At 61.8% G+C, this 23,880-nt stretch carries 19 protein-coding genes; 17 read left to right on the top strand and 2 right to left on the bottom strand.

Going from position 1 to position 23,880, the window contains the following annotated elements; genetic code table 11:
- Window positions 1-152 precede the first annotated feature (152 nt).
- Entirely contained in the window at window positions 153-1,265 is a 1,113-nt protein-coding gene (locus Q8M42_RS11420; protein ID WP_304869666.1) for an SO2930 family diheme c-type cytochrome, read from the bottom strand.
- A complete protein-coding gene (locus Q8M42_RS11415; RefSeq protein ID WP_304869668.1) occupies window positions 1,265-2,503 on the bottom strand; it encodes a parallel beta-helix domain-containing protein in 1,239 nt (412 codons plus the stop codon). Before Q8M42_RS11415 ends, Q8M42_RS11420 begins: the two co-directional genes overlap by 1 nt.
- A 164-nt stretch (window positions 2,504-2,667) precedes the next feature.
- Between Q8M42_RS11415 and Q8M42_RS11410 the strand changes: the two genes are divergently transcribed.
- The 17 genes from Q8M42_RS11410 to Q8M42_RS11330 all read left to right on the top strand — a co-directional run bounded on the left by Q8M42_RS11410 (window position 2,668) and on the right by Q8M42_RS11330 (window position 23,743).
- Window positions 2,668-2,844, top strand: coding sequence for a hypothetical protein (locus Q8M42_RS11410; protein ID WP_304869670.1), 177 nt, complete (start codon window positions 2,668-2,670; stop codon window positions 2,842-2,844).
- A gap of 60 nt (window positions 2,845-2,904) precedes the next feature.
- Window positions 2,905-5,859: a sensor histidine kinase gene (locus Q8M42_RS11405; RefSeq protein WP_304869672.1), complete on the top strand. Its 2,955-nt coding sequence runs from the start codon at window positions 2,905-2,907 to the stop codon at window positions 5,857-5,859.
- A gap of 76 nt (window positions 5,860-5,935) precedes the next feature.
- Window positions 5,936-7,363, top strand: coding sequence for a sigma-54 dependent transcriptional regulator (locus Q8M42_RS11400; protein WP_304869673.1), 1,428 nt, complete (start codon window positions 5,936-5,938; stop codon window positions 7,361-7,363).
- Between the two features lie 700 nt (window positions 7,364-8,063).
- Window positions 8,064-9,470, top strand: a complete 1,407-nt coding sequence (locus Q8M42_RS11395) for a polynucleotide adenylyltransferase PcnB (RefSeq protein ID WP_304869675.1) — start codon at window positions 8,064-8,066, stop codon at window positions 9,468-9,470.
- On the top strand, window positions 9,467-9,979 hold the full coding sequence (folK, locus tag Q8M42_RS11390) for a 2-amino-4-hydroxy-6-hydroxymethyldihydropteridine diphosphokinase (RefSeq protein ID WP_304869677.1): 513 nt from the start codon (window positions 9,467-9,469) through the stop codon (window positions 9,977-9,979). Before Q8M42_RS11395 ends, folK begins: the two co-directional genes overlap by 4 nt.
- A gap of 263 nt (window positions 9,980-10,242) precedes the next feature.
- Window positions 10,243-11,043, top strand: coding sequence for a 3-methyl-2-oxobutanoate hydroxymethyltransferase (gene panB, locus Q8M42_RS11385; RefSeq protein ID WP_304869679.1), 801 nt, complete (start codon window positions 10,243-10,245; stop codon window positions 11,041-11,043).
- The gene (panC, locus tag Q8M42_RS11380; RefSeq protein ID WP_304869680.1) at window positions 11,040-11,900 is read left to right on the top strand and encodes a pantoate--beta-alanine ligase; all 861 of its coding nucleotides are present in this window, start codon (window positions 11,040-11,042) and stop codon (window positions 11,898-11,900) included. The genes panB and panC overlap by 4 nt, the downstream gene beginning before the upstream one ends.
- Window positions 11,901-12,007: 107 nt before the next feature.
- A complete protein-coding gene (pgi, locus tag Q8M42_RS11375; RefSeq protein ID WP_304869682.1) occupies window positions 12,008-13,672 on the top strand; it encodes a glucose-6-phosphate isomerase in 1,665 nt (554 codons plus the stop codon).
- A 94-nt stretch (window positions 13,673-13,766) separates the two neighbouring features.
- Window positions 13,767-15,704 (top strand): acetate--CoA ligase, encoded by a 1,938-nt coding sequence (gene acs, locus Q8M42_RS11370; protein ID WP_304869684.1) that lies wholly within the window; start codon window positions 13,767-13,769, stop codon window positions 15,702-15,704.
- Window positions 15,705-15,757: 53 nt separating this feature from the next.
- On the top strand, window positions 15,758-16,633 hold the full coding sequence (locus Q8M42_RS11365; protein WP_304869686.1) for an oxygenase MpaB family protein: 876 nt from the start codon (window positions 15,758-15,760) through the stop codon (window positions 16,631-16,633).
- A 95-nt stretch (window positions 16,634-16,728) separates the two neighbouring features.
- Complete coding sequence (locus Q8M42_RS11360; protein WP_304869687.1) at window positions 16,729-17,910, top strand: acetyl-CoA C-acetyltransferase; 1,182 nt, start codon at window positions 16,729-16,731, stop codon at window positions 17,908-17,910.
- 177 nt (window positions 17,911-18,087) lie between these two features.
- The gene (locus Q8M42_RS11355) at window positions 18,088-18,540 is read left to right on the top strand and encodes a phage infection protein (protein ID WP_304869689.1); all 453 of its coding nucleotides are present in this window, start codon (window positions 18,088-18,090) and stop codon (window positions 18,538-18,540) included.
- 119 nt (window positions 18,541-18,659) lie between these two features.
- Window positions 18,660-19,676 (top strand): class I SAM-dependent rRNA methyltransferase, encoded by a 1,017-nt coding sequence (locus Q8M42_RS11350; protein ID WP_304869691.1) that lies wholly within the window; start codon window positions 18,660-18,662, stop codon window positions 19,674-19,676.
- Window positions 19,677-19,777: 101 nt separating this feature from the next.
- Window positions 19,778-22,801, top strand: a complete 3,024-nt coding sequence (locus Q8M42_RS11345) for a DUF748 domain-containing protein (RefSeq protein WP_304869693.1) — start codon at window positions 19,778-19,780, stop codon at window positions 22,799-22,801.
- 12 nt (window positions 22,802-22,813) lie between these two features.
- The gene (locus Q8M42_RS11340) at window positions 22,814-23,110 is read left to right on the top strand and encodes a DUF2845 domain-containing protein (RefSeq protein WP_304869695.1); all 297 of its coding nucleotides are present in this window, start codon (window positions 22,814-22,816) and stop codon (window positions 23,108-23,110) included.
- A gap of 3 nt (window positions 23,111-23,113) precedes the next feature.
- Entirely contained in the window at window positions 23,114-23,413 is a 300-nt protein-coding gene (locus Q8M42_RS11335; RefSeq protein ID WP_304869697.1) for a DUF2845 domain-containing protein, read from the top strand.
- 39 nt (window positions 23,414-23,452) lie between these two features.
- Window positions 23,453-23,743 (top strand): DUF2845 domain-containing protein, encoded by a 291-nt coding sequence (locus Q8M42_RS11330; protein ID WP_304869699.1) that lies wholly within the window; start codon window positions 23,453-23,455, stop codon window positions 23,741-23,743.
- Window positions 23,744-23,880 lie beyond the last annotated feature (137 nt).

The raw sequence follows: 23,880 nt of genomic DNA, 5'->3' as shown, positions 1-23,880 counted from the left end.
GCCTGGGCGATAACCAGGCAGCGCAAGACTTATGCCAGTGGCCCAAGCCAGAGCCGGCGCGGCCTGGCGCATTAACCCACCACTGACGCGCACCACAACAGGGCCAGGCATGCCCCACGCCTGCCGCGACGCACGAAAACAGGTCGCGACCTTCAGCAATCCCCTTTCAGGCTGGCGATCCAGCGCTGCAGCACCTCCACCCCCTCGGCATGCACGGTGGAGCGGCCCAGCTCCGGCATCATAATGCTCGGGTCGACACTTTCCACGCGAAACAGCAGCACCGATTTATCCGGCTGCCCCGGGTGAATATCCACCAAGCGGTCGCCCGAGCCCTTACCCGCCGCCACCGGTTGTTTGCATAGGCCATAGCTGATGCCGATGGCCGTGTCGGGGTTAAGCAAAAGCCCTGATGTACGCCCCGGCCCCTTGGGGTTGTGACAGTGGCTGCAGTTGGCATCCAGATAACTGCGCGCCTGCTTTTCCAGGCTCTCGCCACTGCGCGGCGTCGGCCATAGGGCGTTTTGCGGCACGCCCTGCAATTCGGCTGGCACACCGTGCAGACGGCCCTGCTGCTGCCAGTGCTGCAACTGGTTATGGGTTCCAGCGGCGTAGGCAAAATCCTTGTTCAGATGGCGCGCCTTGGGCCCCAGCGGGTTGACGCCCTGCCCTGCACGCTCCTCATGGCAACCAGCGCACTGGTTGGCATCCGGTACCTGGTAGGCCACTGGCTGGGTCTTACCCTCGGCATCCAGCAGGCTCAGCTCGCGGCTGTCGCCTGCCCACTCCAGATGGGCCTCCTGTTGCTGCTCATCCCACACATAGGGCAGCGCTACCCAGCCATCCTGCTGCTTGAGCAGGATGCGTGTTTCGATCAGCTGCACCCGCGCCAGCTCCAGGCCCCGTTGCGGGTCGCGATCATCCTGCTCGTTGAGCAGCAGACGGCCCTGGGCGTCTTTGGGGTAGTAGAAGGTCTTGCTCAGCACCGTGCCGAGTGGGTAATCGAAATGCGCCTCGGCATAGGCCGCCGCCGTACCCGCTGGCATCCACACACTGCGCAGCTTGTGCGCGTAGTCGGTAAACAGTGGGGTATTCAGGTCATAGGGCAGCGCCTCGGCAATCGGCGCGATAAAACCATCGGCGCGCTGCAGCATGCCCCATTCGCTGAGTTTTTCCGGGTAGCTGTCACCTTGCGGCAGGTACAGCGGGGCCGGCTGCTGCTCGCAGCCAGCGAGGAGCAACAGCGCTCCCAGTAACAGACGACGCATCAGGCCCCCTGGTCGGCATCAGCCGAGGCCAGCTTCACCGCCGGCAGCGGCGGCAGGCTGCAACGGTAGTCGGTCATCTCGGTGCTGATGTTCTTGTAGTTGTTCGGCGCATCAACGTTGATCATCCCCGCTTCGCCGTTGTTGATGCAGATCGCCCGGTCAGCCGGCAGCTTGCCGTCCACCAGGATGTCGAGGTTGACGTAACCGTCCCAGAGAATGTCCGGCAGGCGACCATTCAAGCCGAACTGGCTAACTTTCAGCGCTTTTAGTTCCAGATGATCCGGGCTGTCGCCACCAGGGCCGAAGCGGTTGCCGTGAATATGGATGCCTTCGGGATAGGGGTCGAAGTTCTCGGCGGTGGAAAGGTCGGTGTACCCGGTGCTGAAGTAGCTGCTGATGATCACGTTGGCGGTCTTGTGGTCGCCAATGTCGTTGTCGAACACCTCGACATCATCATTGGAGTTGATCACCACACCAGAGCCTGCCGGCACGCTGGCCACCGGTGTGCCCTTGTGACCAAAGTTCTTGTGATTGTTACCTTCGATCTTGTTGCGGAATACCCGCGTCACCCGCCCGGCCTGCGGCAGGTTGGGCATGTTGAACACCAGAATGCCGCCGGTATTACCGGTGGCGACGTTGTCATACACGTCGGCGTCGATGGTGTTCTCGATCTCGATGCCGGCGACGTTGCGCTCGGCGCGGCTGTTGCGCACCACCACGTTGCGCGACTGGCCGACATAGATGCCAGCATCGGATGCACCAATGGCCACTGCGCCGTCGATCAGGGTGTTTTCAGTCTGCACCGGGTAGATGCCGTAGGCGCCGTTTTCGGTGGCCGGGCCGTTGGTCCATTCGGTGCGCACACGGCGGATGATGATGTTCTTGCCGCCCACCACTTTCAGCGAATCACCCAGGGTGTCCTCGAAGGCGATGTCTTCAATGGTGAAATCCGAGGCGTCCACCAGCAAGCCTTCGGCGCCGGACTTCTGTCCCTTGAAATTGAGGATAGTCTTGTCCATGCCCGCGCCCTTGATGGTCACACCGCTGACTTTCAGGCTCAGGCTGCGGTCTAGCTGATAGGTGCCGGCCGGGATTTCGATCACCGTGCCGGGCTTGGCCTTGATCAGTTGGGTCTGCAGGTCTTTCTGGAAATCCAAGTTGGCCACCGGGGCCGGTTCTTCGCTGCAGGCGGCAAGCAACACGGACAGGGCAAGCACGGAAAGCGGGGCAAGGCGCATGGTAATCTCCAGCATTTTTCTTATTAAGTGGAACGATAGTACCAATTAATAAGAAAAAGCCAAGCCTCACGCCAGCACAGCGCAACCTTCCCGACCAACAGCCAGCCTACGCAGAGCGCCATGCATCCGTTACCATCGCCGGCAATTAAGCGAAGAGATGCGGCATGTATATCTATCGATTGGTACTGATCCTGGTGGTGGGGATCTACCTGTTTTCCCCGGCCATCATGGACTGGTGGATCGAGCCCAATGGGGCCTGGTACCGCCCCTACCTGCTGTGGCTGATCCTGATCGTCGTGACCTTTATTCTGCAGAGTCAGCGTGATGCCGATGAGCTCTGACCCGCTGCGGCGCGACGTACGTGACCGTTCCTTACCTTTATTCGCTGCAGAGCCAACGTGATGCTGACGAGCTTTAGCCTGAGCCAGCTGATTTTGATCAGCGCTGCCTACCTTCTTATTCTGTTCGGCGTGGCCTGGATCAGTGAACACGGCCTGATTCCACGCTGGGTGATCCGCCATCCGCTGACCTACACCCTGTCGCTCGGCGTCTACGCCAGCGCCTGGGCTTTCTACGGCACGGTGGGCCTGGCCTATCAGTATGGCTACGGCTTCCTTGCCAGCTACCTGGGGGTGTCCGGAGCCTTTCTGCTGGCGCCGGTGCTGCTCTATCCGATTCTGCGGATCACCCGTACTTACCAGCTGTCATCCCTGGCGGACCTGTTCGCCTTCCGTTTTCGCAGTACCTGGGCCGGCGCCCTGACCACGGTGTTTATGCTGGTCGGCGTGTTGCCGTTGCTGGCGTTGCAGATTCAGGCGGTGGCCGACTCCATCGGCATTCTCACCCGCGAACCGGTGCAGGAGCGCGTGGCCCTGGCCTATTGCGGGCTGATCATTCTGTTCACCATCCTGTTCGGCGCGCGGCATATCGCCACCCGCGAGAAGCATGAGGGCCTGGTGTTCGCCATCGCCTTCGAGTCAGTGGTCAAGCTGGTGGCGATCAGCGTGATCGGTCTGTACGCCCTGTATGGCGTGTTCGACGGTCCGCAGGACCTGCAATCCTGGCTGGTGCAGAACCAGTCCTCGCTGACCAGCCTGCACACACCGCTGCAGGAAGGCCCGTGGCGCACCCTGCTGCTGGTGTTCTTCGCCTCGGCCATCGTCATGCCGCACATGTACCACATGACCTTTACCGAGAACCTCAACCCGCGCGCCATGGTCAGCGCCAGCTGGGGCCTGCCACTGTTTCTGCTGCTGATGAGCCTGGCGGTGCCGTTGATTCTCTGGGCCGGGCTGAAACTGGGCGCGACCACCAACCCGGAATACTTCACCCTCGGCGTCGGCATCGCGGTCAACAGCCAGACCCTGGCACTGATCGCCTATGTCGGCGGCCTGTCAGCCTCCAGCGGTTTGATCATCGTTACCACCCTGGCGCTGTCGGGCATGGTGCTCAACCATGTGGTGCTGCCGCTGTACCAGCCGCCATCGGAAGGCAATATCTACCGCTGGCTGAAGTGGACCCGCCGCGCGCTGATCCTGCTAGTCATCATGGCCGGTTACGGCTTCTATCTATTGCTCGGCGCCGAACAGGACCTGGCCAACCTCGGCATCGTCGCCTTCGTCGCCACCCTGCAGTTCCTCCCCGGCGTGCTGTCGGTGCTGTACTGGCCGACTGCCAACCGTAAAGGCTTTATCGCCGGGCTGCTGGCGGGGATCGGCGTGTGGGTGGTGAGCATGCTGTTGCCGATGCTCGGCAATTTGCAGGGGCTGTACCTGCCCTGGTTCAACGTCATCTATGTACTGGATGACAGCAGCTGGCACCTGGCAGCCATCGGCTCGCTGGCGGCCAACGTGTTGGTGTTCACCCTGGTGTCGCTGTTTACCGAAGCCAGCCCAGAAGAGAAAAGCGCCGCCGAAGCCTGCGCCGTGGATAACGTGCGCCGCCCACAGCGCCGTGAACTGCTGGCCGCCTCGCCGCAGGAGTTTGCCGCGCAACTGGCCAAACCCCTGGGCGCCAAGACCGCGCAACATGAAGTGGAACAAGCCCTGCGCGACCTGCACCTACCGTTCGATGAAGGCCGGCCCTATGCCCTGCGCCGCCTGCGTGACCGCATCGAAGCCAACCTCTCCGGGCTGATGGGCCCCAGCGTGGCCCAGGACATCGTCGAAACCTTCCTGCCTTATAAAGCCGGCAGCGAAACCTATGTCACCGAGGACATCCACTTTATCGAGAACCGCCTGGAGGATTACCACTCGCGCCTCACAGGCCTGGCAGCCGAGCTCGACACCCTGCGCCGCTACCACCGCCAGACCCTGCAGGAGCTGCCCATGGGCGTCTGCTCGCTGGCCAAGGATCAGGAGATCCTGATGTGGAACAAGGCCATGGAAGAACTCACCGAAATCCCCGCGCAGCGCGTGGTCGGCTCGCGCCTGAACACCCTCGGCGAGCCCTGGCGCGGCCTGCTGCAGAGCTTTATCGAACTGCCCGATGAGCACTTGCATAAACAACGCCTGGCCCTCGACGGCCAGACCCGCTGGCTCAACCTGCACAAGGCGGCCATCGACGAGCCCCTGGCGCCGGGTAACAGCGGCCTGGTGCTGCTGGTTGAAGACCTCACCGAAACGCAGATGCTCGAAGACAAGCTGGTGCACTCCGAGCGCCTGGCCTCCATCGGTCGCCTGGCCGCCGGGGTGGCGCATGAGATCGGCAACCCGATCACCGGCATTGCCTGCCTGGCGCAGAACCTGCGCGAAGAACGCGAAGGCGACAGCGAGCTGACCGAGATCAGCGAACAGATCATCGAGCAGACCAAGCGCGTATCGCGCATCGTCCAGTCGCTGATGAGCTTTGCCCATTCCGGCAGCCACCAGAACAGCGAGGAGCCGGTTTGCCTGGCCCAGGTGGCGCAGGATGCCATCGCCCTGCTGGCCCTCAACCGGCGCAGCGTTGAGGTGGAATTTTTCAACCTCTGCGATTCCGACCACTGGGTGGTCGGTGATCCGCAACGCCTGGCCCAGGTGCTGATCAACCTGCTCTCCAACGCCCGCGATGCCTCACCGCCGGGCAGCGCGATCCGGGTCAAGAGCGAACGTTTCGAGCACACCGTCGACCTGATCGTCGAGGACGAAGGCAGCGGCATTCCCAAGGCAATAATCGACCGTTTGTTCGAACCTTTCTTCACCACCAAAGACCCGGGCAAAGGTACGGGACTGGGCCTTGCACTGGTCTATTCGATCGTGGAAGAGCATTATGGACAGATAACAATCGACAGCCCGGCCGACCCCGAGCTTCAACGCGGCACCCGCATTAGGGTCAGCCTGCCGAGGCATGTCGAGGCGACGTCCATAGCGACTTAAACCAGCTACCAGCGAGCATGCCTGCCAGGCCCTTTAGCCCAGCGGCATGCCCCGAGACCGTCGAGAGACCGAATTGATGCCTCATATTTTGATCGTCGAAGACGAAACCATTATCCGCTCTGCCTTGCGTCGACTTCTGGAACGTAACCAATACGAAGTCAGCGAGGCCGGCTCGGTGCAAGAAGCGCAAGAACGCTTCAGCATCCCCAGCTTCGACCTGATCGTCAGCGATCTGCGCCTACCGGGCGCGCCCGGCACCGAGCTGATCAAACTTGGCCAGGGCACGCCGGTGCTGATCATGACCAGCTACGCCAGCCTGCGTTCGGCGGTCGACTCGATGAAAATGGGCGCGGTGGATTACATCGCCAAGCCCTTCGACCACGACGAAATGCTCCAGGCCGTCGCGCGCATCCTGCGCGATCACCAGCAGGCCAAGAGCGCTCCAGCCCCCGCCACCGGCACAACAAAAGCCAGCGCCGATAAGGTGGTGGACAACAGCAACGGCGAAATCGGCATCATCGGCTCCTGCGCGGCTATGCAGGAGATGTACAGCAAGATCCGCAAGGTCGCGCCCACTGATTCCAACGTACTGATTCAAGGCGAGTCCGGCACCGGTAAAGAACTGGTCGCCCGCGCCTTGCATAACCTCTCGCGCCGCGCCAAAGCGCCGCTAATTTCAGTGAACTGCGCCGCCATCCCCGAATCGCTGATCGAATCCGAACTGTTCGGCCATGAGAAAGGCGCCTTTACCGGCGCCAGCGCTGGCCGTGCCGGCCTGGTCGAAGCCGCTGACGGTGGCACCTTATTCCTCGATGAAATCGGCGAGTTGCCCTTGGAAGCCCAGGCACGCCTGCTGCGCGTGCTGCAGGAAGGCGAGATTCGCCGGGTTGGCTCGGTGCAGTCACAGAAGGTCGATGTGCGCCTGATCGCCGCGACCCACCGCGACCTGAAAACCCTGTCGAAGGTCGGCCAGTTCCGTGAAGACCTGTATTACCGCCTGCACGTGATTGCCCTGAAACTGCCGCCGCTGCGTGAACGCGGGGCGGATGTGAGCGAAATCGCCCGCGCCTTCCTGATTCGCCAGACCACCCGCCAGGGCCGTCTTGACCTGAGCTTTGCCAGTGATGCCGAACAAGCCATCCGTCATTACCCCTGGCCGGGCAACGTGCGCGAGCTGGAGAACGCCATCGAGCGCTCGGTGATTCTCTGCGAAGGCAACAGCATCTCGGCCGAGCTGCTGGGCATCGATATCGAACTGGATGACCTGGAAGACGACTTCACCGGCCTGCCCGCGCAAAGTGGCGGTCTGGGCCATGAGCCGAGCGAACCGACCGAGGATCTGTCACTGGAAGATTACTTCCAGCACTTCGTTCTGGAGCATCAGGACCACATGACCGAGACCGAACTGGCACGCAAACTCGGTATCAGCCGCAAATGTTTGTGGGAACGCCGCCAACGCCTGGGTATCCCACGGCGCAAATCCTCGGGCGCAACCGCAGGCTAGAGCACTGCGCGCGGGTGACAAATGTGTGCGCAAGAGGTTCCACAGCCTGTTACCCATTCAACACTTAGTAACAAAAGCCGGGTCTTATGGTAACGAGAACCCGGCTTTTTTATACCACCCCATCACCCTCACTGCAGTTCAACCCCTTGTATTTAAAGGGTTTGCAAAAACTGGCACGGGTTCTGCTTTATTGCTGGCACAACAACAATAACAAGCACGCTCCAAACCTAATAAAAATAAGACGTACCGACTCCAGCACAATAAAAACAACAACGCGGAGGCGCAGCTAACTGATTCTTTTGGAAAGGAATTGCCTTTGGGGTTCGCCCCAAAACCAGGCTGAGAATAATAAAACTGCCCTAAGGCAGCGCCAGAACTGGTTGGGTCACGGTGTGATCATGGCAGCATCAGCATCCAAAGAAATCCGTTTGCTCTTGATTCCTAGCTTGGGAAGTTTTCCAAAAGTCCTTGACTGGATGGAACGGGTAAATCAACAAAAACAACAAGCCCGCCATAATAATAAAAAAAGAGCACGCACCAATTTGGGGGGGAGCTTCGGCTCCCCCAGTAGCTTCAAACTCCCCGCCTGCAGCAGTCTCCCGCCGTTTCCTGCATCAAACCCCGACTCAATGCTAGAATCCGCGCCATTCCTGCGGCCGGCATATACTCTGGCCAGTCATTTAGTCAAACAGTGCCTCCCATGCTGAAAAAGCTGTTCAAGTCCTTTCGTACCCCCATCCGCCGTGGCAAACACTCGCACAGCACGCCCGAAGTGCTGAGCAGTAGCCAGCACCCGATCGAGCGCGGTGAAATCAGCCGCTATGCCATCAGCGTGGTCGAACGCCTGCAGCAAGCTGGCTATCAGGCCTACCTGGTCGGAGGCTGCGTACGCGACCTGCTGTTAGACATCGAGCCCAAAGATTTTGACGTAGCCACCAGCGCGACACCGGAGCAGGTGCGTGCCGAGTTCCGTAATGCACGGGTCATCGGCCGTCGCTTCAAGCTGGTTCACGTGCATTTCGGCCGCGAAATCATCGAGACGGCAACTTTCCGCGCCAATCACCCCGAAGGCGATGAGGACGAAAACAGCAATCTGTCTTCACGTAACGAGAGTGGGCGTATCCTGCGCGATAACGTCTATGGCAGCCTGGAAGACGATGCCCAGCGCCGCGATTTCACCATCAATGCGCTGTATTACGACCCGAGTACCGAACGCATTCTCGATTACGCCAACGGCGTGCACGACATCCGCAACCACCTGATCCGCCTGATCGGTGACCCCACCCAGCGCTACCAGGAAGACCCGGTGCGCATGCTCCGTGCGGTGCGCTTTGCCGCCAAACTGGATTTCGACATCGAAAAGCACAGCGCCGCGCCGATCTACAAACTGGCTCCGCTGCTCGGCGGCATCCCCGCCGCACGCCTGTTTGATGAAGTGCTCAAGCTGTTTCTCGCCGGTTACGCGGTGTACACCTACGAGCTGCTGGTGGATTACGGCCTGTTCGGTCAGCTGTTCCCGGCCAGCGCCGAAGCGCTGAAACTCAACCCGGACTACACCGACCAGTTGATCCGTAATGCGCTGGACAACACCGACCTACGCATTCATCAGGGCAAGACAGTCACCCCGGCGTTCCTCCTTGCAGCATTGCTGTGGCCAGCCCTGCCAGCCCGCGTGATCAAACTGCAGGACCGCGGCATGCCGCCGATCCCGGCCATGCAGGAAGCCGCTCACGAGCTGATCAGCGAGCAATGCCAGCGCATCGCCGTGCCCAAGCGCTTCACCATGCCGATCCGCGAAATTTGGGATATGCAGGAACGCCTGCCACGCCGCAGCGGCAAACGCGCCGATATGCTGCTGGAAAACCCACGCTTCCGTGCCGGTTACGACTTCCTCCTGCTGCGTGAAAGCGCCGGCGAGGAAACTGGCGGCCTCGGCGACTGGTGGACCCGCTATCAGGACGTCAGCGACAGCGAGCGGCGCACTATGATCCGCGACCTCAGCAGCAAGGACGATGGCCCCACCGGGCCACGCAAGCGCAAACGCAGCAACAGCAAGCGCAAACGCGGCCCAGGCAGTGACGCCGGCAGCCCCGCCGCGAGTGAATGATGGAGCGCGTGTATATCGGCCTGGGCAGCAACCTGGCCACCCCGCTCGAACAACTGCGCAGCGCCCTGGCCGCCCTGGCCGCGCTGCCGCGCACCCGCTTGATCGCCCAATCCTCCTTTTATGCCAGCGACCCGCTCGGCCCGGCGGATCAACCGCGCTACGTCAATGCCGTGGCGGCGCTGGACACCGAACTCAGCCCGCTGGCCCTGCTCGATGCGCTGCAAACCATCGAACTGGAACAGGGTCGCACGCGCAAGGCCGAACGCTGGGGCCCACGCACCCTCGACCTGGATATCCTGCTGTTCGGCGAACGCCTGCTGGATGAACCGCGCCTGACCGTACCGCACTACCATATGCACGCCCGCGCCTTTGTCCTCTACCCGCTCGCGGAAATCGCCCCAGAGCTGCAGCTACCGGATGGCCGCGCGCTGACCGAGCTGCTTGATGCATGCCCCTTTGTCGGGCTGGAGCGGCTCAACACATCTGAAACCGTCACGAGCGAAGGTTAGGCAAGGCAAAAGCAGGCGAAAAAGCGGAGTGTACGTCTGTACATGAGCATTTTGAGTCTGCTTTTAACGCTGCATAACCGAGCGCAGTAGGTTTCATTGGCGGTAACGCCAGTAACAGGCCGGTAACACCTGCAATTGACTTCGAGCCCCCCCATCAGGACTATAGGCGTCCCGTTGCCCCGCACCGGTGCAATTCGAGGCCAATGCAGGCCAACTTGAAGCAGCACAACTGCTGACTGAACGCCTGAGTGAGGACAGTTTTCATGCCTGATGTAACCCTGACCACCCTGCAAAGCCTCAAGCAGAGCGGCGAGAAGATCGCCATGCTGACCTGCTATGACGCCACGTTCGCCCAGACGGCCTGCCAGGCCGGTGTCGATGTGTTGCTGGTGGGCGATTCCCTCGGCATGGTCTTGCAAGGCCATGACAGCACGCTGCCCGTCACTGTCGCCGAGATGGCGTACCACACTGCCAGCGTTAAACGTGGCAACCAGGGCGCGCTGATCCTCGCCGACCTGCCGTTTATGGCCTACGCCACCATTGAGCAGACCCTGAACAACAGCGCTGCGTTGATGCAGGCTGGTGCGCATATGGTCAAGCTGGAAGGCGCGGCCTGGCTGGCCGAGCCGATTCGCCAGCTTGCAGAACGCGGCGTCCCGGTGTGCGCGCACCTGGGTTTGACCCCACAGGCGGTGAATATCCTTGGCGGTTACAAGGTGCAGGGCCGCCAGGAATCCCAGGCGCGGCAGATGCGTGCCGACGCCATGGCCCTGGAACAAGCCGGCGCAGCGATGCTGCTGCTTGAATGCGTACCCAGTGAGCTGGCCGCCGAAATCTGCCAAGCCGTGAAGATCCCGGTGATCGGCATCGGCGCAGGCGGCGCCACAGACGGCCAGGTACTGGTGCTGCACGACATGCTCGGGCTGTCGCTGAGCGGGCGCACGCCGAAGTTCGTAAAGAACTTTATGGCTGGCCAGAGCAGCATCCAGCACGCCATCAGCGCCTACGTCAAAGCGGTCAAAGACCAGAGCTTCCCAGCAGCCGAACACGGATTTTCTGCATGAACACAGTTAAAAGCGTGCGCGAGTTGCGCGCCGCTGTCGCCCAGGCCCGCGCCGAAGGCAAACAGATCGCCTTCGTGCCAACCATGGGCAACCTGCACGCCGGCCACGCCGCACTGGTGGAGAAAGCCGCTCAGCGCGCTGACTTCGTGGTCGCCAGCATCTTCGTCAACCCGTTGCAATTCGGCCCCAGCGAAGACCTCGACAAGTACCCGCGCACCCTACTCGCCGACCAGGAAAAACTGGTCGAAGCCGGTTGCCACCTGCTGTTTACCCCGGATGTTGAAGAAATCTACCCGCACGGCATGGCGGGTCAGACCCGCGTCAGCGTGCCAGGTGTGTCCGAAGGCCTGTGCGGCGCCAGCCGCCCCGGACATTTCGAAGGCGTCGCCACCGTAGTCAGCAAGCTGTTCAATATGGTGCAGCCGGACTTGGCGATTTTTGGCCAAAAGGATTTCCAGCAACTGGCGGTGATCCGTACCCTGGTGCGTGACCTTAATATGCCGATCCAGATTATCGGCGAGCCCACCGTACGTGCCGAAGATGGCCTCGCACTGTCTTCGCGCAACGGTTACCTGAACGCCGAACAGCGTGAAGCCGCCCCCGTGCTGTACCGCTCGCTGCAGGAAATGGCCACGGCGATTCGCGCCGGTGAGCGCGACTACGCCAAGCTGATTACCGCAGCGCAGCAGCAACATAGTGCCGCCGGTTTTCGTCCGGACTACTTGGAAGTGCGCGAAGCAAACAGCCTGCGCCCGGCCACTGCCGATGAGCGCCAACTGGTGATTCTGGTCGCTGCCTTTATCGGCAGCACCCGGCTGATCGACAACCTGGCTTTCGACCTCGATACTCCAGGCTGATCCACTACGTAGATGCTGGCCCCACGCCCGCCAGTTACACTCAAGGCCCGGATCACTCCGGGCTTTTTTGTATGATTTGCCACACCCAGAGCAAGGAACACGCACCAATGGCCTATTTCAACCAGCCGCATGACGTCACCCGCCTGCCCGCTTGGCAGGCGCTGCGCGAGCAGCGCGAGCAGATGAACGACTTCAGCATGCGCGAGGCCTTTGCCCGTGATCCGCAACGCTTTAACCGCTTCTCCCTGAGCAGCTGCGGCCTGCTGCTGGACTACTCGAAGAACCTGATCGACGAAAAGACCCTGGCACTGCTGGTGCAACTGGCCGAACAGACCCAGCTGCAAGCGTCTATTCAATCGCTGTTCACAGGCGATCAGGTCAATGCCTCCGAAAGACGCGCCGCGCTGCACACAGCCCTGCGCAGCCCGATTGGTCGCAGCCTGAAACTCGATGGTGTCGACCTGATTCCGCAAGTGCATCGCGTGCTGCATCAGATGACCGAACTGGTCAGCCGCGTGCACAGCGGCCTGTGGCGCGGCTACAGCGACAAGCCGATCACCGAAGTGGTGAATATCGGTATCGGCGGTTCGTTCCTCGGCCCGCAACTGGTGTCCGAAGCGCTGCGGCCCTTTACCCAGCGCGGCGTACGCTGCCATTACCTGGCCAATATCGACGGCAGCGAGTTCCGCGAACTGACTGCGCGCCTGAATCCCGAAACCACCTTGTTTATTGTTTCCTCGAAGTCCTTTAGCACCCTGGAAACCCTGAAGAACGCTCTGGCTGCACGTGACTGGTACCTGGCGCTGGGCGGCCCGGAAGCCGAGTTGCACAAACACTTTATTGCGGTCACCAGCAACCCAACGGCGGCCATCGAGTTCGGCATCAAAGCCGAAAACATCTTCCCGATGTGGGACTGGGTCGGCGGGCGATATTCGCTGTGGTCAGCAATCGGCTTGCCGATTGCGCTGGCGATTGGCATCTCCAACTTCAAGGAGCTGCTGGCCGGCGCTTACGCCATGGACCAGCACTTTACCCAGGCGCCACTGGCCGAGAATATGCCGGTGCTGATGGCCCTGCTGGGCATCTGGTACGGCAATTTCTGGGGCGCGAAAAGTCAGGCGATCCTGCCCTATGACCATTACCTGCGGAACTTCACCAAGCACTTGCAGCAGCTGGACATGGAGTCCAACGGCAAATCGGTGCGTCAAGACGGCAGCCCGGTAGACTTCAGTACAGGCCCGGTCATTTGGGGCGGTGTCGGCTGCAATGGCCAGCACGCCTACCACCAGTTGCTGCACCAGGGCACCGAGCTGATCCCGGCGGACTTTATCGTGCCGGTCAACAGCTTCAGCCCGCTGGCCGACCACCACCAGTGGCTGTTTGCCAACTGCCTGTCACAGAGCCAAGCCCTGATGCACGGTAAAACCCGAGCAGAAGCCGAAGCAGAGTTACGCGCCAAGGGCCTGGATGAAGCCGAAGTGCAGCGCCTGGCGCCGCACAAGATGGTTCCCGGCAACCGCCCGAGCAATATCCTTGCACTCAACCGCGTTGACCCGTTTGGCCTCGGCGCGCTGGTCGCGCTGTATGAACACAAAGTCTTTGTGCAAAGCGCCATCTGGGGCATCAACGCCTTCGACCAATGGGGCGTCGAACTGGGTAAAGAACTCGGCCAGGGCGTCTACCAGCGCCTGACTGGTCAGATCGATACGCCGGCCAGCGATGCCTCGACCCAAGGCCTGATCCAGCACTTCCGCGAGCGGCATCGCGGCTGATCCGCTGCGACTGAGCACAAAGCCAGCACTTGAACCAAGCACCCGCTTGGTTCACCCTTACGGGCATCGCGGAACACAACAACAAGGACCCGCCATGTTCGACATTACCCGCCATCCCGTGCCCGACGCCGTGCGCCAACGCGCCCACTTGAATAACGACGACTACCTGCGTCTTTACCAACAGTCGATCGAGCAACCGGAAGTCTTCTGGGCCGAGCAGGCCAAGGCCTTTCTCGACTGGAGCAAACCCTGGACCAGCGTACAGCAAGGTGACTTGCTCAGCGGTCAGGGCTCCTGGTTCAAGGGTGGCCAGCTAAACGTCAGCTATAACTGCATCGACCGCCATCTCGAACGACGCGGCGAGCAGATCGCACTGATCTGGGAGGGCGACAACCCCAGCGAATCCGCACATATCACCTACAACAAGCTGCACCACAACGTCAGCCGCCTGGCCAATGTGCTGAAAAGCCGTGGGGTGAAAAAGGGCGACCGGGTGTGCATTTATATGCCAATGATCCCCGAAGCCACCTACGCCATGCTCGCCTGCACGCGCATCGGCGCGGTGCATTCAGTGGTGTTCGGCGGCTTCTCCCCGGACGCGCTGCGCGACCGCATTCTGGACTCCGACTGCCACACGGTGATTACCGCCGATGAGGGCGTGCGCGGCGGCAAGTACGTGGCGCTCAAGGCCAATGTCGACAAGGCGCTGCAGAGCTGCCCGGACGTCAGCACCGTGGTGGTGGTCGAGCGCACCCAGGGCGAGATCGACTGGGTCCCCGGCCGCGATATCTGGTACCACGAGGCCCTGCGCGACGCCTCCGGCGATTGCCCGCCGGAGCCAATGGACGCCGAAGACCCGCTGTTTATCCTCTACACCTCCGGCTCCACCGGCAAACCCAAGGGCGTGCTGCACAGCACTGGCGGCTATCTGCTGATGGCGGCCATGACCCACAAGTACGTGTTCGACTATCACGAAGGTGATATTTACTGGTGCACCGCCGACGTTGGCTGGGTCACCGGGCACAGCTATATCGTCTATGGGCCGCTGGCCAACGGCGCCACCAGTCTGATCTTCGAGGGCGTGCCCAACTACCCGACGGCTTCGCGCTTCTGGCAGGTGATCGACAAACATCAGGTGAATATCTTCTACACCGCGCCCACCGCCCTGCGTGCGCTGATGCGTGAAGGCACCGGCCCGGTCGAATGCACCGAACGCACCAGCCTGCGCCTGCTTGGTAGCGTCGGCGAGCCGATCAACCCGGAAGCCTGGGAGTGGTATTACAACGTGGTCGGCGAACGCCGCTGCCCAATCGTCGACACCTGGTGGCAGACCGAAACCGGCGCCATCCTGATCACCCCACTGCCCGGCGCCACCGACCTCAAGCCTGGCTCCGCCACTCGGCCGTTCTTCGGCGTGCAGCCAGTGCTACTGGATGAGCAAGGTAAGGAAATTGACGGCCCTGGCTCAGGTGTACTGGCGATCAAGGACAGCTGGCCAAGCCAGATCCGCAGCGTCTACGGTGACCATCAGCGGATGATTGACACGTATCTGAAGCCCTATCCCGGTTACTACTTCAGCGGCGACGGCGCGCGCCGGGATGAGGACGGCTACTACTGGATCACCGGCCGCGTGGATGACGTGATCAACGTCTCCGGCCACCGCATCGGCACCGCCGAGGTGGAAAGCGCCCTGGTGCTGCATGACGCCGTTGCCGAGGCCGCAGTGGTCGGCTACCCCCATGACATCAAGGGCCAGGGTATCTACGCCTTTGTCACCCCGATGAACGGCGTGGAGCTCAACGAGGCATTGAAGAAGGAACTGCTGACTCTGGTCGGCAAGGAAATCGGCAGCTTCGCCAAACCCGAGCTGATTCAGTGGGCACCCGGTTTGCCGAAGACCCGTTCGGGCAAGATCATGCGGCGCATCCTGCGCAAGATCGCCTGCAACGAACTGGAAAACATGGGCGACACCTCGACCCTGGCCGACCCCAGCGTGGTGGACGGACTGATCGAGCAACGCCTGAACCGCTAACACCAGACGTAGGGCGGCCATGCTCACGGCATGGCCGCCCCCACAGAGCCCCTATGGAATTCCTGCGCCGCCGCATCGAAAGCCAAGTCCTTAGCCTGAGCGGGATAGCACTTGGCCAGATCGACTTCGAAAAGCCCCAGGGCGACCCCGGCTTGTTCGGCCCGGACTCGGTGAGCTGGCAGGTGCACGGCGACTTCACCAGCATGCTGATTGGCGGCATCAGCGCCCTGCTCCTGCAAGCCCTGCACCCACTGGCCTTGGCTGGCGTGTGGGACCACTCGAATTTCCGTGATGACCTGCTCGGCCGCCTGCGCCGCACCGGGCAGTTTATTTCTGGCACCACCTACGGCTCGCGCGCCGATGCCGACTGGCTGATCAACAAGGTCAAGACCATTCACCTCAAGGTCACGGGCACCGCCCCGGATGGCCGCGCCTATGCCGCCAGTGATCCGGCGTTGCTGACCTGGGTGCATGTGGCCGAGGTGCACAGCTTTCTCCAGGCCCACCTGCGTTACCGCAACCCACAGCTGAGCGAAGCCGATCAAGACCGCTACTACGCAGAAATCGCCTTGATCGCCGAACGCCTGGGCGCCACCCAGGTGCCGCGCTCGCGCGCCGAGGTCGCCGCCTACCTGGCGGCAGTGCGCCCCGAATTGCTCTGCGATGAACGCTCCCTGGAAATTCTGCGCATCCTGCTCGGCGCACCGGCCCCCAGCGCCCTCGCCGCGCCGGCGGCCAAGCTGCTGATGCAGGCCGGTATCGACCTGCTGCCCGTGTGGGCGCAGGAGATGCTCGGCCAGCAGATCAGCCCGGCGCGCAGCCGGATGATCCACGCCGGTGTACACAGCCTGGCCCCCGTGCTGCGCTGGGCGGTACGCGGCGGCGCCATTCACCGTGCACGTCGGCGTCTGAACCTGCCGCCGCGCTGACCGGCCGGTTCGCGCGCTGGCCGTAAACAAAGCCGCTGTGCCACCATAGCGACCTTTCGCGGCCCGCCGCGCCTGTCACTTGTGAGGATCGCGTTATGCAAGACGTCGTCATCGTTGCCGCCACCCGTACCGCCATCGGCAGCTTTCAGGGTGCGCTGGCGAATATCCCGGCACCGGAACTGGGCGCTGCGGTAATCCGCCAGTTGCTTGCGCAAACCGGCCTGGACGGCGCGCAGGTCGACGAAGTGATCCTCGGCCAGGTACTCACCGCAGGCAGCGGGCAGAACCCGGCGCGTCAGGCGGTGATTCTCGCCGGCCTGCCGCACGCCGTGCCAGCGCTGACCCTGAACAAGGTCTGCGGCTCGGGCCTCAAAGCCTTGCATCTGGGTGCCCAGGCCATTCGCTGCGGCGACGCCGAGGTGATCATCGCCGGCGGCATGGAGAATATGAGCCTGTCGCCTTACGTCATGCCCGGTGCGCGCACCGGCCTGCGCATGGGCCACGCCAAGCTGGTCGACACCATGATCACTGACGGCCTGTGGGACGCCTTCAACGACTACCACATGGGCATCACCGCCGAGAACCTGGTGGATAAATACGACATCAGCCGCGAAGCCCAGGACGCCTTTGCTGCGGCCTCGCAGCAGAAAGCCGTGGCAGCCATCGAAGCCGGGCGCTTTGTCGACGAAATCACCCCGATCATGATCCCCCAGCGCAAAGGTGAGCCACTGGCCTTTGCCACTGACGAACAGCCGCGCGCCGGCACCACCGCCGAATCCCTGGGCAAACTCAAACCAGCATTCAAGAAGGACGGCAGCGTCACCGCCGGCAACGCCTCCAGCCTCAATGACGGTGCCTCTGCCGTGCTGCTAATGAGCGCCACCAAAGCCCAGGCCCTCGGCCTGCCGGTACTGGCGAAGATCGCCAGCTATGCCAATGCCGGCGTCGATCCGGCGATCATGGGCATCGGCCCGGTCAGCGCCACCCAGCGTTGCCTGGCCAAGGCCGGCTGGAGCATCGCTGATCTGGACCTGATCGAAGCCAACGAAGCCTTTGCCGCGCAAGCCCTGGCGGTCGGCAAGGAACTCGACTGGGACGCCAGCAAGGTCAACGTCAACGGCGGCGCCATCGCCCTCGGCCACCCGATTGGCGGTTCCGGCTGCCGCGTACTGGTCACCCTGCTGCACGAGATGATCAAGCGCGACGCCAAGAAAGGCCTCGCCACCCTGTGCATCGGCGGCGGTCAAGGCGTGGCACTGGCGATCGAACGGGCCTGATAACAGCGCTCAGCTGTAGCTAAACAAAAGCCGGCCCCATCAATCAGGGGGCCGGCTTTTTTATTTCCCATCGACAGCAATGATGATTGCTATTGACCACCTGCGTTTCTCAAGAGTCGGGCTGCGGCGCAACATTAGCCCCGTAGCCACTTACCCCACTCTTCCGAGGACACCCAGATGAACAAGTACCTGATTGCTTCCCTGCTTGCCGCCAGCCTGACCAGCAATGTTTTCGCTGCTGATGGTGCCGAACGCACCCTGAGCAACCGCATCGCCGCTGACGGTTTTGACCGTACCAGCATCAACCACATCGCCGAAGACGGTGCAGATCGTAATGGTGGTAACCGTATAGCTGCTGACGGCGCTGACCGCACTGGTGCTAACCGTATCGCTGCCGATGGCTTCGACCGTACCAGCATCAACCGTATCGCTGCCGATGGCGCTGACCGCACTGGCGGCAACCGTATCGCGGCTGATGGCGCTGACCGCACTGGCGGCAACCGCATCGCGGCTGATGGCGCTGACCGCACTGGCGGCAACCGCATCGCAGCTGATGGCGCTGACCGCACTGGCAGCAACCGTATCGCAGCTGATGGCGCTGACCGCACTGGCGGCAACCGTATCGTCTGATCGAATAACACTCGCAAATTAAAGGGCACCTTAGGGTGCCCTTGCTGTTTTCGCCGAGCGTGCGTCCCGGCAGGTGAATCTTGATAAACTGCGCGCCCTCCTTTTTCGAGTCGCCGCGCATGCCCTCTCTCGATCAGGCGCTGCGCGCCGCCCTGCATAACCGTCACGAGCTGCTGGCTGAACTGCATCAGCAAGGCACCGACTGCTATCGCCTGTTCCATGGCAGCCAGGAAGGCGCCGGCGGCCTAACCATCGACCGTTATGGCCCACAACTACTGGTACAGAGTTTCCACCAGAGCCTGAGTCGTGACGAACTGCTACAGCTGGCCGAGGAGTGCCAGGCCAGCCTCGGCACACAACTGCTACTGGTCTACAACGACCGCTCCCAGGGCAACTCGCGGATCGACCGCAGCGACCCGGTCTACCAAGCCGAGCCGGCCGCCCTGGAAGACCTGATCGGCCACGAGTGGGGCCTCAACTACCGCGTACGCGGCCGCCATGCCGGGCAAGACCCGTTGCTCTTTCTTGACCTGCGTAACGCCCGCGGCTGGCTCAAAGCGCACAGCGCTGACAAGTCAGTGCTTAACCTGTTCGCCTACACCTGCGGCGTCGGTTTGAGTGCGGCCGCTGGCGGAGCCAGCGAGGTGGTCAATCTGGACTTTGCCGAAGGCAATCTGGCGGTTGGTCGCGAGAATGGTCAGCTCAATCCGCAGCTGCAAGCCATGCAGTTTGTGCAATCGGACTACTTCCCGGCGATTCGCCAACTGGCCGGGCTGCCGATCAATGCGCGGCGCGGGCAGAAGTTGCCGCACTACCCGCGCCTTGAGCAGCGTCAGTTCGATTTGGTACTGCTCGACCCACCCGCCTGGGCCAAGAGCGCCTTCGGCACCGTCGATCTGCTGCGCGATTACCAGAGCCTGCTCAAGCCAGCGATTCTCGCCACCGCCGCTGATGGCGTGCTGATCTGCTGCAACAACCTGGCAAAAGTCGCCCTTGCCGATTGGCGCGAACAGGTGCTGCGCTGCGCAGAAAAACTCGGTCGTCCGGTACGCGATTGGCAGGTGCTGGCGCCGGCTGCGGACTTCCCCTCACAGGATGGTCAGCCGCCGCTGAAGACGCTGATCCTGCAGTTCTGAGCCACCCGCTGCGCGTGGAAAATCGCCGCGCAGAGCCTCTGCGGAACTGCGCACGCGTGCCATACTCCAAGACACTTCTCGTCGGGATAGATGACGTTTTTATGCTTAAAGGAATAAAGCGCGCTGCCAGCGCCATTGTTATCGCCGTTGCCCTCTACAGCCTGCTGGGTTTTCTGATTCTGCCCGGTATCGGCCTGCGTATCGCTAACCAGCAACTGACGCAATACGCCGAAGTACCCGCTACGCTGCAGCGTCTGCAACTCAACCCGTTCAGCCTGGAGCTCAGCCTCTGGGGCCTGCAGATTGGCGAAGCCGACCAGCAGCAGATCGCCTTCGAGCGCGTGTATGCCAACCTGCAACTCGACAGCCTGTGGACCGGCATATTGCACCTGGCCGACATCGAACTGGACAAGCCGCACAGCGAAGTGCTGTTCGGCAAGGATGGCCGGCTCAACCTGACCCAGCTGTTCAAAGTACCGCCCAGCTCGCAGCCTGTGGCCGAAGAACCGGCCGGCGAACCGTTCCCGCTGCGTATCGCGCGGATCAAGCTAAGCGGCGGCAACGTGCACTTTCAGGACCTGCGCCCCAGCGAGCCGATCGAATTTATCTACGACGATCTCAATTTCGAGCTGCACAACCTCAGCACCCTGCAAGGCGACAATGCCGACATGAGCCTGGTCGCCACCGGGCCCCAGGGCGGGCGCATCGACTGGAGCGGGCGCATCAGCCTGGTACCGATCAGCTCCAGCGGCAGCCTGAAAGTCACCGACGGCAAGCTGAAAGGCGTGTGGCCCTATGTGCGCGATGCCGTGCCGCTGGTTCTGGAGGACGGCACCGTCAACCTCAGCAGCGACTACAGCCTGAACCTGGCCAAAGGCACCGAACTGCTGCTGAGTAACACCCAGCTCAGCGTCAGCAGCTTTGCCATCAAGAGCCCGGCGGACAAACCGCTGTTGCGCCTGGAACGCCTGGATATCAGCGAAACCAGCGTAGACCTGGCCAAGCAGCAGGTCATCGTCGGCAAGATTCGTAGCCAGAAGCTGGAAACCTGGGCCGCGCGTGAGGCCGATGGCCAGCTCGACTGGCAGAAACTGCTGGCCAGCCAACCCGCCAAACCGACTCCAGCTCCAGCTCCAGCTCCAGCTCCAGCTCCAGCTCCAGCTCCGAATGAGGGTGGCGCAGGCTCAGCAGCAACAGCAGCCGAGCCGGTAAAAGAGCCAAGCGAATCGACGACTGCGGAGCAATCCGCTGACCTGGAAACCGCCACTGCAGGCCAACCGCAAGAGCCCAGCAAACCCTGGCAGGTGATCCTGCGTGACGTGCAACTGCGCGACTATCAGGTGCACCTGGCCGACCGCGCAGGTGGCGCGGAAGTCAAAATCGACCTGGCACCACTCAACCTCGACCTGAGTAATTTCGACAGCCTGGGCACCTCGCCCTTCACCCTCAAGCTCGACACCGGGTTGAACAAGAGCGGGCAGATCAAGGCCGCAGGCCAGGTACAACTGAGCCCGACCACCGCCAAACTGCAGGTGACCACCCGCGATATTGATCTGCGTCTGGCGCAGACCTACCTGAGCCCCTTCGTGCGTCTTGAGCTGCGCAGCGGCAAGCTCGGCAGCGACCTGGCGGTTGACCTGCAGAGCGTCGAACCGCTGGCCTTCAGCATTGGCGGGCAAGCCGAGATCAACCAGCTGCACACCCTCGACACGCTGAAGGACCGCGACTTCCTCAAGTGGCAGCAAGTGCAGGTGGAAGGGATCGAGTACCAGCACGGCAAGGGCCTGGCGATTGGCCAAGTCAAACTGCAGCAGCCCTACGTGCGCTTTATCATCAACGAAGACCTCACCACCAATATCAACGACCTGCTGGTGCCTCAACCGGCCAGCGCCACACCCGCCAAAGCATCGCCCGAGAAGCTGCTGCCAATCCGCATCGGCGGCATCAGCATCAAGGACGGTTCGGCCAACTTTGCCGACTTCAGCCTGCGCCCCAACTTTGCCACCGCGATTGGCCAGCTCAACGGCCAGATCGGCACCCTGGATAACCAGAGCCCGAAAGCCGCGACCGTGGATATCAAAGGCAAGGTCGACAAGTACGCGCCGGTCAGCATCAAAGGCCAACTCACCCCATTCGACCCGATGAACAGCCTGGATATTGCCACCAGCTTCAAGAACGTCGAGCTGACCACCCTTACACCTTACTCCGGCAAGTTCGCCGGCTTCCGCATCCGCAAGGGCCGCCTCAACCTCGACCTGCATTACCAAATCGAGAAAGGCCAGCTCAACGCCGAGAACAAACTGCTGCTGGAAGACCTGCAACTGGGCGAAAAAGTCGACAGCAAGGACGCCATGGACCTGCCGATTCGTCTGGCCGTGGCCCTGCTCAAGGACACCAAAGGCAATATCGAGATCCAGCTACCGGTGCAAGGCAACCTCAACAGCCCGGAATTCAGCGTGATGCCGATCGTCTGGCAAACCCTGCGCAACCTGGTGCTGCGCGCCGCGCAGGCGCCGTTCAAATTTATCGGCGGCCTGGTCAGCGGTGGCGGCGATGTCGACCTCAGCACCGTGCGTTTCACTGCCGGCGAAATCGAACTCGACGCCGATGCGCAGAAAGCCCTGGACACCCTGGCCAGTGCCTTGAAGGAACGCCCAACCCTGCGCCTAGAGATCGAAGGCATGAGCGCGCAGAGCAGCGACGGCCCGCCACTGGCCGCCGCGCGCCTGGAGCGCGAATACCAGAACACCTGGTACAAGATGCTGCAACGCCGTGGCGATGACGTGCCTGCCGAAGCCAGTGAGCTGGTAATAGATGAAGACGACAAGGCCGTGCTGCTCGAAGGCATCTACCGCAGCCGCCTCAAGCAGCAACCGCCGGCCGAGTGGACCGAACTGAAAGACCAGGAACGCAGTGCGAAGATGCGTGAAGCCGTGCTGCAGTCCTGGGCGCAGAGCGAACTGCTGCAGCGGCAGCTGGCCCAGGCACGGGCGGCAGAAATAAAGAGTTATCTGGTCGAGCGCGGCGGCCTGGCCGACGAACGTATTTACCTGCTGGATGTCAACATTGCACAGGCTGACGCCGATGGCCGCGTCGCCACCACCCTGCACCTCGGCAGCGAGTAAGGTCTTCGTCATATGCGCGCTTTAGCTACAACGCTGCTCCTTGCCCTGGTGAGCGCATCATCTATGGCCCAGGCCGAAACGCTACGCTGCGGCAGCCAACTGGTCAGCCTGGGCGACCGGCGCTTCGAGGTGCTGCAGAAATGTGGTGAGCCGGCCTTCCGCGATTTGGTCGGCTACTCCCTCGGCCCAAACGAACGCCGCGAGTATCAGATCGAGGAATGGGTCTACGGTCCGGATAATGGCATGCTCAGTATTCTCACCTTCGAGGGCACGCGCCTGCGCGCCATCGAACGCCGTCGAAGCCGCTAACCCATGAAAGCCCTGCTTAGCACCCTGCTAATACTGGTGCCCTTCTGGGCACAGGCCTCATCAACGCTGCGCTGCGACAGCGGGCTGGTCAGCCTTGATGACACCACCAGCGAGGTCAACAGAAAATGCGGCGAACCACTGAGCCGTGACTTTCTCGGCTACCGCGAAGTACTGGATCAATACGGTTTCTACCATGAAGTCGCGGTCGAAGAATGGTCCTACGGGCCGCGCAACGGCATGTACCAATTTCTGCGCTTTCAGGGCAATCGATTGATCAAGATCGACAGCAAGCGCCGTAACTAGCACCACCCAACATTTCCCCCACCATAAGGACATTGCAGCATGCAACGGATAGCACTCAGCCTCTCCCTGTTACTTCTGGCAACCAGCGCCCAGGCCAGCACCCTGCGCTGCGAAAAGGGCATCGCCAGTACCGGTGACCGCACTACAGAGGTCATCACAAAATGCGGCGAACCGATTGCCCGCGACATGCTGGGCTACACCCTGGATGCCCACGGCAATAACGAGTTTCTCGTTGAGGAGTGGGTCTATGGCCCGCGTAACGGCATGAACTACTACCTGCGATTCGAAGGCGGGCGGCTAAAGAGCGTGGAAAGTAAACGCGGCAGCTAAGGATGGTCTGAAGTAGTCCCATATTTTCGGCCGACTTCAGGCCTGTCGATTTTAAAAACGGCGATGTGATCAAAAACGATCAAATCACCCGCTTATTTCTGTGTTTTTAGCCGCAGCGAGCACCTCGCGGCAGCCAT

It is taken from the genome of Pseudomonas sp., from assembly GCF_030684895.1.
In the GTDB taxonomy this organism is placed as follows: Bacteria; Pseudomonadota; Gammaproteobacteria; order Pseudomonadales; family Pseudomonadaceae; genus Aquipseudomonas.
The sequence above is the reverse complement of the archived record's forward strand: the minus strand, read 5'-3'. Positions and strand labels throughout refer to the sequence as shown.